This window comes from Streptomyces sp. NPDC031466, assembly GCF_055581265.1.
In genome coordinates this window covers 337,683-350,995 of the sequence record NZ_JBVIJT010000006.1, presented here as the reverse complement: position 1 = coordinate 350,995, position 13,313 = coordinate 337,683, and the positions used below count along the sequence as shown (strand labels likewise).

Annotated in this window: 8 protein-coding genes; 6 read left to right on the top strand and 2 right to left on the bottom strand. The window is 74.5% G+C overall.

The genetic code is table 11. The annotated features are described in order from the left end of the window. The first annotated feature begins 156 nt into the window (after positions 1-156). Genes ACZ5GP_RS16825 through ACZ5GP_RS16810 form a run of 4 tightly spaced genes read left to right on the top strand, consistent with a single transcriptional unit; the run spans position 157 to position 6,378 of the window. Entirely contained in the window at positions 157-2,514 is a 2,358-nt protein-coding gene (locus ACZ5GP_RS16825; RefSeq protein ID WP_468751556.1) for a tetratricopeptide repeat protein, read from the top strand. After that, positions 2,511-3,932 (top strand): VWA domain-containing protein, encoded by a 1,422-nt coding sequence (locus ACZ5GP_RS16820; RefSeq protein ID WP_468751555.1) that lies wholly within the window; start codon positions 2,511-2,513, stop codon positions 3,930-3,932. Before ACZ5GP_RS16825 ends, ACZ5GP_RS16820 begins: the two co-directional genes overlap by 4 nt. Beyond that, a complete protein-coding gene (locus ACZ5GP_RS16815) occupies positions 3,929-5,095 on the top strand; it encodes a hypothetical protein (protein WP_468751554.1) in 1,167 nt (388 codons plus the stop codon). Before ACZ5GP_RS16820 ends, ACZ5GP_RS16815 begins: the two co-directional genes overlap by 4 nt. Further along, the gene (locus tag ACZ5GP_RS16810; RefSeq protein WP_468751553.1) at positions 5,092-6,378 is read left to right on the top strand and encodes an extracellular solute-binding protein; all 1,287 of its coding nucleotides are present in this window, start codon (positions 5,092-5,094) and stop codon (positions 6,376-6,378) included. Before ACZ5GP_RS16815 ends, ACZ5GP_RS16810 begins: the two co-directional genes overlap by 4 nt. A gap of 13 nt (positions 6,379-6,391) precedes the next feature. Here ACZ5GP_RS16810 and ACZ5GP_RS16805 read toward each other — a convergent pair whose 3' ends face one another. Both ACZ5GP_RS16805 and ACZ5GP_RS16800 read right to left on the bottom strand, forming a co-directional pair. Then, positions 6,392-8,251 (bottom strand): MFS transporter, encoded by a 1,860-nt coding sequence (locus tag ACZ5GP_RS16805; protein WP_468751552.1) that lies wholly within the window; start codon positions 8,249-8,251, stop codon positions 6,392-6,394. Between the two features lie 204 nt (positions 8,252-8,455). Further along, entirely contained in the window at positions 8,456-11,071 is a 2,616-nt protein-coding gene (locus ACZ5GP_RS16800; protein WP_468751551.1) for a D-alanyl-D-alanine carboxypeptidase, read from the bottom strand. Between the two features lie 199 nt (positions 11,072-11,270). Between ACZ5GP_RS16800 and ACZ5GP_RS16795 the strand changes: the two genes are divergently transcribed. Continuing rightward, the gene (locus ACZ5GP_RS16795) at positions 11,271-12,032 is read left to right on the top strand and encodes a GOLPH3/VPS74 family protein (protein ID WP_468751550.1); all 762 of its coding nucleotides are present in this window, start codon (positions 11,271-11,273) and stop codon (positions 12,030-12,032) included. Positions 12,033-12,421: 389 nt separating this feature from the next. After that, positions 12,422-13,279, top strand: coding sequence for a helix-turn-helix domain-containing protein (locus ACZ5GP_RS16790; RefSeq protein ID WP_468751549.1), 858 nt, complete (start codon positions 12,422-12,424; stop codon positions 13,277-13,279). Positions 13,280-13,313: the final 34 nt, after the last annotated feature.

Genomic DNA, 13,313 nt, shown 5'->3' with positions numbered 1-13,313 from the left:
CGAACCACAGCGGCTCCTGATGGCCGGCCCCTGCCCGCTCGCCGACGCGGAACGGGCCGTCGAGGCCTTCACCCGCGTGGCGCGGCGCCTGGTCGCGGTGGGCGGTGGCGTGTGATGTCCGTCAAGGCCTGTCCGCATCCCGGGTGTTCGGGCACGGTGACGCCCACCGGTTTCTGCCTGGCCAGCGGGGAGCGCGTGGACCCCTCGACGGGGCGGCACTCCATGGAGCCCGCCCGGCCCTCGGCCCCGGCGCCTTCCCCGGTGTCCAGCCCCGCCCCACCCCCGTACCCCTCCCCGGGCCTCCCCCGCGAGCGCGCCTCGTCCCGGCAACGGAAAGCCGGCGCCGCCCCCTCGGCGCGCCCGGCGCGGGTGACGCTCCCGGCGGAGAACCCCGACCCGACGGTCCTGCCCGAGATCGCCCTGCGGGACCGCGCCGACAGCGCGGACGCGGAACCCGGCGCCCCGGGTGACCTGCCGCTGCCGCCCGGCACCCTGCTCGCGGGCCAGTACCGCCTGGTGCGGGCGCTCGGCTACGGCGGGATGGGCGAGGTGTGCCTGGCCCACGACACGAAGGTCGACGGCCGCGCCGTCGCCATCAAGATGCTCCACGCCGAGCTGGCCGCGGATTCGTACAGCCTCCTGGAGGGCGAGCGCAGGGAGCTGGTCGAGCTCAACCACGACGGTTTCATCCGGGTGTTCAACTACGGGCACCACCCCGGGGTCGGGGACTTCCTGGTCCTTCAGTACGTCGACGGCCTCAACCTCGAAGAGGTGCGGGCGCGCGCCCGCGAGCACCCCGAGGAGTTCGGGCACGCGCGCTTCAGGGAGTTCGCGCTCGCCTACGGGGTGCGGATCCTGGCCGGGCTCGCGTATCTGCACGCCCCCGGGCGCAGCAAGGTCTACGGCGACCTGAAGCCGCCCAACGTGATGCACGACGGGTCCACCACCAAGCTCGTCGACGTCGGCAGCGTGCGCCGCGCGGGCGCGCCCGGCCTCACCACGCCCCTGTACCGCGCGCCCAGCGTCGGCGACCACGGCGAGTCCGAGCCGCAGGACGACCTGTTCAGCCTGGGTGAGACGCTGCGCACCCTGTGCGGCCTCGGTGCGAGCCGCCACGACCTCGCGGACCTCGCGGCGCTCGACCCGCTGGACGATGCCGCGGCCGGACACCGCGGGCTCGGCCTGGTCTCCCTCGCCCGCGCCCTGCGCCGCGCCACCCGCACCCGGCGCGCCGACCGCTTCGCCACCGCCAAGGAGATGGAGGAGCAACTTCGGGGCGTGTTCCGGGAGTTGCGGTCCCTGCGCACGGGCGTGGAGACCTTCGAGCCGTCGCCGCTCTTCCTGCAGTCCGCGTACGCCCTGGACGCCGGCCTCGGCTCCGCCCCCGAGGTGTCGCGCTGGGCGGCCCCGCCGTCCGCGCCCCGCCATCCGCCGCCCGCCCCGCCCGAGGTGGCCCGGCGCCTGCCCGTGCCGCGCCCCGACCCCGACGACGACCACCACGGCGAGCTGAGCAGGCTCAGCGACGACGACCCCGTGGCGCTGCTCCAGCACACCGGCGACTGGCGGGACTCCCCCGAGGTGCATCTGCTGCGCTGCCGGCTGCGGCTGCGCACCCGGGAGGGGGCCGACCCCGAGGCCCTGTCCGCCGCCGAGACCGCGCTCGCGCTGGCCGAGGACGCCATCGGGCCGGCGCGGGCCCCGCACGACTGGCGGCTCGACTGGCACCGCGGGCTGCTCGCACTCGCCCGCCGCCGGGTCGCCGAGGCCCGCGACCACTTCGACCGGGTGTACGGCGCGATCCCCGGCGAGTACGCGCCCAAGCTGGCCCTCGGGCACTGCGCCGAGCACCTTCGGCGGCCCCACGAGGCGCTGACGTTCTACGAGGCCGTCCGGCTGCGCAACCCGTCGCTGGGCAGCGCGGCCTTCGGCGCCGCCCGCGCCCGGCTCGCCCTCGGCGGCCCCGACGCCCTCGCCGACGCCATCGCCGCGCTGGACGCGGTGCCCCAGCACTCCCGGCACCGCACCGCGGCCCGCACCGCCGCCGTGCGCGTCCGCGCCGACCACGCCCACGACGCCGAGAGCCTCGGCACCGCGGTGCGCGGCCTCGCCGCGCTCTTCACCGCGCACGGCCTGACCGACGAGCAGGCCCGGGTGCGGATGAAGGCGGAGGTGTGGGGCGTGGCCCACCGCCTGCTCGCCCCCGCCGAGGGCGCCCCGCGGATGACCGGCGCCGAGCTGCGCGCGATCGCCGAGCGGGCCGACCCGCTCCTCGACTTCCCCCGCGACGAGCGGCGGCTGTGCAAGGACCTGTCCCGCTTCTACCGGGGCCTGGCCCTCCAGGCCGCCCGCGACGCACCACCGCGGGACGCCGAGATCCCGCTCGCCGAACTCCTCCTGGACCGCGCCTACGCGGTACGCCCCTTCGCCTTACGACACCACAGGGACACCCCATGGCCGGGCAAGAAGATCAAGACCTGGATCAGGAACAGCACCTCCGCTCAGCGGGGCGGATGAGAGGGGCCGGGGCGGAGCCACGCGCCCGCGTCACCCTGGAGGTGAGCCAGGTCGTGGAGCTGGCGCGCCCGCGCGAGTCCGCCGCCGAGGAGCCCGCGCGGATGTACGCCGTCCTCACGGTGACGGTGCGCAGGCCCGGCGCCCCCGTGCCCCGCGCGGCGGACCGGCCGGCCGGGCCCCGGCTCGCGCAGGTGCTTCTGATCGACCACTCCTCGTCCATGGTGCTGCCGCCGAGCCGGCTGGGCGCCGCCCGCGCGGCCGCCGTGAGCGCCCTCGCCAAGCTCCCCGACGGCTCGCTGTTCGCGCTGGTCGCCGGGGGCGACAGGACCGCGATGATCTATCCGAGGCGGCCCGGGTTCGCCGTCGCGCACGCCGAGTCGCGGGCCGCCGCCGAGGCCGCCCTGCACGACTGCACCCCGGGCGGCGGCACCGCGATGGGCACCTGGCTGGAGCGCGCCAGGACCCTCTTCCGCGACCACCTGCCGGACGCCGGACCGGGCACGCACCTGCGCCACGCCCTGCTGCTCACCGACGGCAGGAACGAACCCGGCTACGAGTCGCCCGCGGAGCTGCGCGAACGCGTCGAGCGGTGCGCGGACGCCTTCGACTGCGACGTCGTGGGCATCGGGGACGCCTGGCGGACCGAGGAACTCCTGCTGATCGCGGGCGCGCTCAGTGGGCGGACCCGGGCCGTGGCGGACCTGACCCGGCTGCCCGGCGAGCTGGCCGCCCTCACCGGCCGCGCCGCCGCACGCGATGTGACCGGCCTGCGCCTGCGGCTGCGCCACCGGGCCGGGGTGCGCCCGCACTCCTTCGAGCAGGTCCACCCGACCCGCGCCCCCCTCGACCCCGCCCACACCGACCTGACCGGCGTGCACAGCGGGGCGGGCGGCCCCGTCGTGGAGTACGGCCTCGGGCCGTGCGGCGAGGAGACCCGCGCCTATCTCCTGTGCGTCGCCGCGCCCTACGACCCGGCGCAGCTCGGCAGGGAACTCCTCCTGACGGAAGTGGAGATCGACACCGCCGGCCCCCCGCAGGACGTCGAACTGCCCGCCCCGCGGCCCGTCCTGGTGCGCTGGACCGACGACTCCGACCTCTACAGCCGCCTGGACCCCCAGGTCGCCCACTACCGGCACGAGGAGGAGCTGCACCGCGCCTTCGAACGGGCCTGCGCCGAGCTGAAGCGGGGCGCGCGGGAGGCGGCCGAGGCGCTGCTCGGCACGGCCTGGCGGCTCGCGGTCGAGACGGGCGACACGGCGATGCGCGAACACCTGCGCCGCCTGGTGCGCGTGAGCGACGCGGAGCGCGGCACGGTACGCCTCCTGGACCGCGTCGCCCGCTTCGACGTGGAGGCGGCCCGCATCCAGTCGAGCATGACGGTCCTGCCCGGGACCCGCGCCCCCGGTGAGCTGCGGTGAGCGCGTCCTGGCGGGCGGCGCGGCTCGTCGCCGCCGACGCGCTGCGCCACCTGCACCGCCACCTGTGGCCCGCCCCGCTCGACCCGCGCACCCGCAACCGCGCCTACCTGCGCGAGCGTCTGATCGCCCTGCCGCTGCTCGCCGTCGTCGCGTCCCTCGCGCTCGGCTGGGCGTACGCGGACATCCGCGCGGACGCGGCGGAGCTGCGCGCGAGCCGGCTGCCGGCCCTCGCCGACCTGGCCGACGCGGAGATGTCCCTGCGCATCGCCGACCGCGAGGCCGCCAGGAGCCTGGGCGCCGGGGAGTCGGTACGGCTGTCCGGCATCGGCAGGCGCTACCTCACCCGCACGACGCGGGCCACGCAGCGCCTCAACCAGGTGGCCCGCAGCGGCGCCCTGACCACCGCCGAGCGCCAGGAGCTGGACGTGGTCTCCGGGCTCGTCGTCGACTACGGCACCTGGATCGTCTTCGCGCAGAACAACGTCGGCGACCCGGCCCTGCGGGACGCCGGCCTCTCGTACGCCCGCAGCATGCTCTGCACACCCCCCGTGCCGCCCCGCCGCACGGGCCCCGGCGGCTATCCGCCGTGCGAGCCCGGCACCGGGTCCGACGCGACCGCCGTGGTGGACCGCATCTCCGCGCTGGAGACGAGCCTGCGCGGCCGCCTCGCGGAGCGGGCGGCCCTCGGCGGCGGTGTGCTCGCCGCGTCCGCCGTCGCGGGCTGCGCGCTCGTCCTGCTCGCCGCCGGGCTGTGGCGCACCCAGGTCTTCCTCCGCCACCGCTTCCGCCTGCGGGTCAGCGTGCCGCTGCTCGCGGCCGGGCTGCCGCTGCTCGCCGTGCCGTTCCTGACCGCCGACGCGGTGCTCGCCCACCGCGCGCAGCAGCGGGTGGTGACCACGGCGGACCGGCTGGCCGACGCGACGTCGCCGGCGATCGAGTCCACCGTCGACGAGCGGCCCCTGGGCCCCCCGCACCCCGGCCTGATCGCCTCCCTGGACGCCCGGGCCGACCACGAGCTGGCCCGGGGCCGGCTGGCCGCGCTCGACGGGGTGGCGCCCTGGGTGGCGCCCGCCGGGCTGCTCGACGCGGGCCTGATCTACGTCACGCTGCACGCCTACCGCCGCGAGTACGTCCTCATCTCCCGCTCCGGAGCCGCCGCATGACCCGCGCCCACGCCGTCCTGCGCGTCTTCCTCGCGGCCTGCCTGCTCGCCGTGACCGCCGGGGCCTGCGCCGAACGCCCCGACGAGACGCTCGTCGTACTCGGCCCCTGGACGGGCGACGAGGGCGAGGCGTTCGAGGCGATGCTGAACAGGCTCGACGACGGCACCGGGCAGACGTACACCTACCAGGGCACCCGCTCCCTGCGCGAGACCCTCGTCGCGCAGCTGGAGGCGGACGCCCCGCCCGACGTGGCGATCCTCAACAGTGTCGGCGAGCTGACCGAGTACGCCCGCGCCGGCCGGCTCAGGCCGCTGGCCGCCACGGCCGCCGCCCGCGCCTATCCGCCGTGGGCGCCGCCGCTCTCCGTCGACGGCACCCGCCGCACCTACTGGGTGCCGCTCAAGGTCGATCTGAAGAGCCTGGTGTGGAGCCGGGAGGGCGAGTCGGCCAGGGCGCCGAGGTGGTGCGTGGGCCTCGCCTCGCAGGCCACCTCCGGCTGGCCGGGCACCGACTGGATCGAGGACATCCTGCTCCACCGGGCGGGCCCCGACGTCTATGCCCGGTGGGCGACGGGACGGCTCGGCTGGCGCGACCGGCGGGTCCGCGACGCCTGGACGACCTGGGCCGACCTGCTCGGCGAGCGCTCCAAGGAGTCCGTCGACCAGTCGCTCACCATGCCGTTCGCGGGCACCGCCGACCCGGCGGCCGGGGACGGGGCGGCCCCGCGCGGACTGCTCGGCTCCATGAGGCCGCGCTGCACGCACGAGCACCAGAGCGCCTTCATCCGGTACGTCTACGCGCACGACCCGGTGCGCGTCGATCCGTCCGCGGGCTTCCTGCGCGGCCGGTCCGTCCAGGACGGCGCCTACGAGGTGGCGGGCGACATGGCGGCGGTGTTCGGCGACAATCCGGCGGCCCGCACCCTCGTCCAACGCCTGTCGGGCAGGACGGCCCGCTCGCTCTGGCGGTCCGAGGCGAAGGACGCGCTGCGGCCGTTCTTCCCCGACGCCGCCGACCCCCAGCCGAGCGACCCGACGGGGCGGCGCATCGCGCGGATCCTCACCGAGAAGGCCCGCACGCTCTGCTTCGACGCCTCGGACGTGATGCCGCCCGCCCTGCGCGACGCCTTCCACCGGGCCGTCCTGCAGTACTTCAGGAACCCCACGGAACAGCGCCTGGACGAGCTGCTGGACCAGCTGGACACCGTCCGCGAGGACGCCGTGCCCGACACCGGGCCCGGCGCCCTGCCCGTCTCGGGGGTCTGCGCCCCGCCCGGCGGCTGAGGCGGGCGGGGCGTCAGCGCCGGAACTCCTCCGGGCAGGGCGTGCCGCGGGGCAGCTGGTAGGGCGAGCCGAGCCGGTAGGTGCCGGCCCTCGGGGCGAACAGCTCGATCCACTTGTCGCCGTTGTGGTCCTCCTCGGCCTCCAGCAGGCAGCCGTTGACGTTGTCGTACTCCCTGGGGGCCGACTCGTCGTCCGCGCGCCGCCGCTGCGACTCCGCGGTCTCCCGGGGCGGCTCCAGGCCCTTGCCCCGGGTGTCGACCACGCTCACCCACGGCGAGTACGGGACGCGGATCAGCACGCGCCCCGGCTTCTTCACGCGCAGCGTCATCTCGCCCTGCTCGGCGCGCTGCACGACGGCGTTCGGCTCGGCGAGCGGCGTGGGGTCGGTGACCTTGTAGAGCCGCCAGTCGGAGTTGCCCCACACCTGCTTCAGGTAGGGCAGGCCATCCGAGATCAGCTGCGTCTCGCGCTTGCCGCCGTCCCCGTCGGGCTCGCCCTTGGGGAGCACGATGTAATGCACGGCCCAGCGCTTGAGCCAGTCGTGGTAGTTCGCGGAGTTCAGGGTGTCGTCGTAGAAGATGGGGTTGCGCTCCATGTCCGCCTGCCGGTTCCAGCCGCGGGCGAGCTGGAAGTAGGGGGCGAACGCGGACGCCTCGCGGTGGCTGCGCGCGGGCACGACCTCGACGCGGCCCCGCTCGGCGCCGTGCTCCTGCAACTCCTTGATCAGCGGGGTCGCCAGGTCACGGGTCCAGGACAGCACGGGCCGGGTGTGCACCACGTCGTCGCCGGCCTTGAACCCGACCCAGCCGGTGAAGCCGACGAAGGCCAGGACGACCGCGTACCACTTGCGGGACTTCGGCACGGTGTACGGCAGCGCGGCGATCAGCACGACGCCGGCGAAGGACATCGCGAGCCGGGTGATGTTGGAGCCGATCTGCGAGCTGATGATCCACACCCCGAGCACGAAGGCCGCGTACACGGCCGTCGTGATCCGTACGGTCTTCCACTGCTTCGGTACGAGGAAGTAGACCAGCCCCGCGAACAGCAGCGGCAGCGACGCCGACCAGAACGACATCGGCTGCGTGCCGGAGAAGGGGAAGAGCCAGGCGGAGAGCCCGACGACCACGGCGGGCGCGACCCCGAGGGCGTACGCGCCCGGGTAGCGCTTGCTGAGGAAGAGCGCCACGGCGACGAGCCCGACGAACAGGCCGGCCACCGGGCTGCCCATCGTGGCGAGCGCGGCGAACGGCGCCGCGACCAGCGCCTTCGCCCACCGCTTGTAGCGCCAGCGGTGCGGCCAGCAGAACACGGCGGCCACCGCCATCAGGGCGAACATCTGGCCGAGGCCGTAGGTCACGCGGCCCGACACCGCGTTGCAGAACAGCGCGAAGAGCCCCGCGAGGGCGGGCCACAGCGGCTGCTTCACCGCCCGGCTGCGGACCAGGATCAGCGTGAGCAGCGTGGCGGAGAGCGTGCCCGCGATCATCATCGTGGTGCGCACGCCGAGCACCGACATCAGGTACGGCGAGATGACGCTGTACGACACCGGGTGCATGCCGCCGTACCAGGCGAGGTTGTACGCGGAGTCGGGGTGCCGCCCGACGAACTCGGCCCAGGCGTCCTGCGCGGCGAGGTCACCGCCGCTGTTGGCGAACGCGAACACCCACACGACGTGCAGCACCGCGGCGAGCACCGTCACGACGGCGACCGGGTGGCGCGCCAGGCGCGTCCGCCACGAGGAGGCGGCGGTCGGCGCCTGGGGCCGGCCGGGCGAGGAGGAAAGCGGTATTCGCGGAGCGGCGCCGGGGCTCACGCCCTCGCCGCCGTCCGGCTCGGTGTCTTCGTCGGCGCGCGTCGGCTCCGCTGTGGCCACTGAAGGCTCTCCCCGTGTCGTCCTGTCCCCCCGGGGCGGGCCGACGGGCGTCCGTCCCGGAACACCCCGATCTCAGCCCCGGCGTACTGCCCCCCGAGCTTGTGACGCTAGCACGCACGCGCGGGGGGCAGCCCCCCGTGGGCCGCTCCCCCGCGCGTGCTCGCCAGGTTCCGGCCGCGCCCTCGCCGGGCGCGGCCGCCCGCGTCAGCCGACGCGCTTCAGCTTGGCGCCGAGGCCCGGCTCGGCGAGGTCCTTCTGCAGGGCGACGGGCACCTCGACGGCCTCACCCTTGCCGTCGCCGACGCTCAGCACGCCGACCTTGGTGCCGGCCTTCGCCGTGTGCGGGACCGGCTTGCCCTTCAGCTGTTCGAGCCGCAGCTTCACCGTCAGGCCCGACCAGCCCACCGCGGAGACGTCCTCGGTGGCCACGACCGGCGTCGTGCCGCCGAGGCCGTCGTCCACCCGGCCGACGACGTCGCCCTTCTTGACGATGGTCTTGGCGGTGAGCGCCTCCTGCCCGGCCTCGATGAGCTTGCGCGTCACGCCGGTGACCGCGTCGATGTTGGCGACGCCGTCCTTGCCGAACTGGCCGAGGGCCGCGCCGATGATCGTCTGCGTCTCGCCGCCGACCTTCTTCTCCGCGGCGAAGAGGATGTTGCCGCCGGCGGCGGTGGTGGTGCCCGTCTTGATGCCGATGGCAACGGTCGGGACCAGGCCGAAGAAGTTGTTCTGCTTGTCGCCGTTGAGGTCCTTGTAGCTGGGCTGGCGGGAGATCTCGTTGAAGACCGGGTTCTCCATCGCGGCGCGGCCGAGCTTCACGAGGTCCTCGGCGGTGGAGACGGTCGTCTTGTCCAGGCCGCTGGGGTCCGTGTACCGGGTGTTCTTCATGCCCAGCTCCTTGGCGGTCTTGTTCATCTTCGCGACGAACTCGTCCTCGGAGTGGCTCTTGGTGTCCCAGCGGGCGAGCAGCTTGGCGACGTTGTTCGCCGACGGCAGCATGACCGCCTGGAGCGCCTCGTACTCGGAGATCTTCTGGCCCTCGGTGACCTTGACGACGGACTCCTGCTCCGCCTTGCCGGTCTCGTAGTGCTTCTGCGCGGCGGCGTCGACGGGGATCTTCGGGCCGTCCTCGCCCTTCTTCAGCGGGTGGTCGCGCAGGATGAGGTAGACCGTCATGACCTTGGCGATGCTCGCGATCGGCACCGGCTTCTGGTCGCCGGACGTGCCGAACGTTCCGATGCCGTTGACGTCCATCGCGGCCTGCCCCTCGGCCGGCCACGGCACGGACGGCTTGCCGCCCTCGAAGGTCACGCTCTGCTGGGCGGTGAGGTCGAGGGTGGGCGCCGGCAGCGGACGCACGGCCTGTACGACCGCAAAGACGACCACCAGGAGCAGGACCAGCGGCGTCCAGATCTTGAGCCGGCGCACCGCGGTGCGCGTCGGGGTCTCCGGCGGCGGCGGGGTGTTGGTCAGCTCGGCGAGCAGGTCGAGCGGCGGCTTGGGGGGCAGCGGCTGCTGGGTCGTACGCTCCACGGGCGGGGGCGCCTGGGGGGCGTCGGCCTCGGCGGCGGGGGCGTCGGCCTTCGCCGCGGCGGAGGCGGGCTTGGCGGACCGCTCGTCGAGCGGCTTCAGCGCGACGAACTTGCTGGTGCGCTCGGCGTCCCGCTCGGCGGTCGGGCCGGCCTCGGCGGGGGCCTGCGCGGAGTCCTTTGCACTGCCCTTTGCGACACCCTTTGCATTGGCCTTCGCGCTGTCCTTCGCGGGGCTCTTCGCGGCGCCCTTGGCGGGTGCGTCGCCGCCCAGCTTGAGCATGGTGGTCGGCTGATCCACCTCGGGCTTGACCGTCGGCGCCCGGAAGACGGCGGTGGCCTGGTCCACCCCGGTGGAACCGGCGCCCTCGGCCTCCTCGGCCTCGTCCCCGATGTCGCCCTTGCCCGAGGTGCTGCCCTCAGCGGCCGTCTTGGCCGAGGCGGCGGTCTTGGCGGCGTCGCCGGCTTCAGCGGCCTTGTCGGCGTCGGACGTGGCCGAGGCGTCGTCGCCCTTCGCGGAGGCGGTCTCCGCGCGGTCAGACTTGGCCCACGCGGGGGCCTTGGCGGCACCGGAAGCGGCCGAGGCGGCGCCCCCCTTGTCCGAGCCGGTCTCCTCGCCGCCCGACTCGGCCGAGGCGGCAGCCCTGGCAGCCTCGCCGGCCCCAGCAGCGCCCGACTTGCCCGGGGCGCGGTCGCCCTTGCCCGAGCCGGCTTCCTCGCCGCCCGACTCGGCCGAGGCAGCAGCCTCACCGGTGCCGGACCTGGCCGCGTCACCCTTGCCCGAAGTGGTGCCCTCGGCGGCCGACTTGGCCGACGCGGCGGCCTTGGCGGCGTCACCGGCCTCTGCAGCCTTGGCCACGTCGGACTTGGCCGCGCCGGACTTCGCCGCGTCGGACTTCGCCGCGTCGCCCTCGGCGGAGGCGGTGTCCTCGCCGGAGTCGCCCTGCGCGGAGGGGGACTCCGCCCCGGGGTCGGCAGGACCGTCACTGCCGGTGCCGTCACCGCTCCCGGCGCCCGCGGCGCCCTCGTCCTCGTCCGACGTGGCGACCCACGCCGCCACCGCCTTCCGCAGCCGCGCGTCACCGTTCGCCCCGCCGCCGGAAGCGGCCGGCGACGCGGAGTCGCCCCGCGCCCCCGAGGTCTCCCCGGCATCCTCCCGCGCCGCGGGGATCTCACGGGTGATCGCGAGCCGCGGGTCCCGTTCCTCCGGTGCCGGCGCTGAAGGGTCCGCCGCAGTCGGGTTCCCCGACGACTTCCGCTGCTTCGACCTGTCGGGGGTCTCGCCCGCCACCGATGCCTCCTCGTACCTGCGCCAAATCCGGGCCGGACCCACTGTCCGAACCGTGTACCAGTGTCCTGTGTGAGGGCTTAAACCCCCGTGGTAGACGAGAACGACATAGCTACTGGTTCCCGTACATCCCGCCCACGCGCTCTCGACAGACCAATGTGAGAGGGGTCACCCTGTCATTCATCCACGCGGGGAGGCATGGATGGGCAGGAGCCGCAGAACAATTCCGGAGGAGCTTCTGCTGCTCGCTTTGGACCCGGCCACGGGTACCACGGCGCAGCCGCAGTCGCTCGACCTCGGTCTGGCCGGAGCACAGCTAGTGGAGCTGGCGCTGGCCGGACGGATAGCCCCAGACGGGGATCGTATCGCCGTGGTGATGCCACGGCCGACCGGAGATCCGACTCTGGACTCCGCACTGGAGCTGCTGCGCAGACGCGGCAGTCCGGTTCGGGCGGTCCACTGGATCGGCGGGCCCCGGCTGGGGCTGCGCCAGATTTACCTCTCGCATCTGGAGCGGTGCGGCATGGTGCATGCCGTGGCGGGCCAGATGTGCGGAGTACTGCCGACGACTCGCTACCAGGCGACGGACACGGCGATCAGCCGGGACATCAGGGCCCGGCTGGATTCGGCGATCCGCACCGGCGTACCGCCGGACCCGCGGACCGCGGCGCTCGCCGCGCTGGCCCACGCGGTCGGTCTCGGCAAGCATCTGTACCCCGGGAACGAGGGGCGTTCATCGCGCTCCCGCCTCCGGGACCTGATCAGGCACGACCCCATGGGCGGCCTCGTGGCGCACGCCGTGATGGACGTCCAGAACGGCGTGGCGGCCCAGCCGCGCCGCAGCGCCGCACCGGCGGGCCCCACGGGTCCCGGCGGCCGGCAGCCGGCCAGGGCGGCGGCGGACGCGGACGGGATCCCGATGCAGCCGCGCCGCGGATCCATGGCACGCGCCGTGGCCCACTGAGGCACAGCACCGCGCCACCGCCGACGCACCGCGTCACCGGCACGCAACCGCTCAGCAGCACGGAACCGCTCAGCACCACAGAACCGCTCAGCACCACCGCACCAGTACCAGCGCCGCGCCGCAGTCCCCCGGGCCCGGTTCGGGAGCCGCTGGGCCGCGCGGGGAGGGGCACCGGACCGTCCGGACGACGACATCCCGGGACCACCGCCCCGCGCGGCCGCACCCCCTTCGCCGCGCCCTTCGGCGCCGAGGGGCCGGCCCGCACCCGCCTCAGTCCGCCCGCACGTTCGCACATCCGCTGTTTCCCAGCGGTGCCCCGCACGTTGGTGGCACTCTGCTGAGCAGTAGATACGCAAAGTCGTGGCAGGCAAGCCGGAGGTGCGCGTCCCGTGGCGTCCAATGTCAATCCCACCGTCAGACGACGTCGTCTGGGCCAGGAGCTGCGCCGGCTCCGCGAGTTGAAGGGCATGACGGCCGAGGAGGTCGCCGAGCGCCTGCTCGTCTCGCAGTCGAAGATCAGCCGCCTGGAGAACGGCCGCCGCTCGATCAGCCAGCGCGACGTGCGTGACCTCTGCGGTGTCTACGAGGTCGAGGACCACCGCATCGTCGACTCCCTGATGCAGATGGCCAAGGACTCGCGCCAGCAGGGCTGGTGGCACTCCTTCGGCGACATCCCGTACAGCGTGTACATCGGGCTCGAGACGGACGCCGCCTCCTTGCGCGTGTACGACCCGCAGGTCGTCCCCGGCCTGCTCCAGACCCGCGCCTACGCCGAGGCGCTCATCACCGGCGCGCTCCCGGAGACCACGACGACCGACATCGAGAAGCGGGTCCAGGTGCGCATGCGCCGCCAGGAGCGCATCGCGGCCCCGGAGAACCCGCTGCGCCTGTGGACCGTCCTCGACGAGTCGGCGCTGCGCCGCGTGGTCGGCTCGCCGCAGCTGATGCGCGACCAGCTGGAGCACCTCCTGGAACAGTCCCGGCTGCCGCACGTCACGGTCCAGGTGATCCCCTTCGAGCTGGGCGCCCACCCCGGGCTCAACGGGCAGTACGCCATCTTGGAGTTCCCCGACGCCGCCGACTCCAGCGTGGTCTACATCGAGGGCGTCACCAGCGACCTCTACCTGGAGAAGGCGAACGACGTCCAGCAGTACAGCGTGATGTACGAGCACCTGCGCGCCCAGGCGCTGAACGTGGACCAGTCCCGCCGCCTCATCGAGGAGATCGCGAAGGGCTACGCCCGCTGACCGCGGGGGCCAGGACGCCGCCCCACCGGGAGAA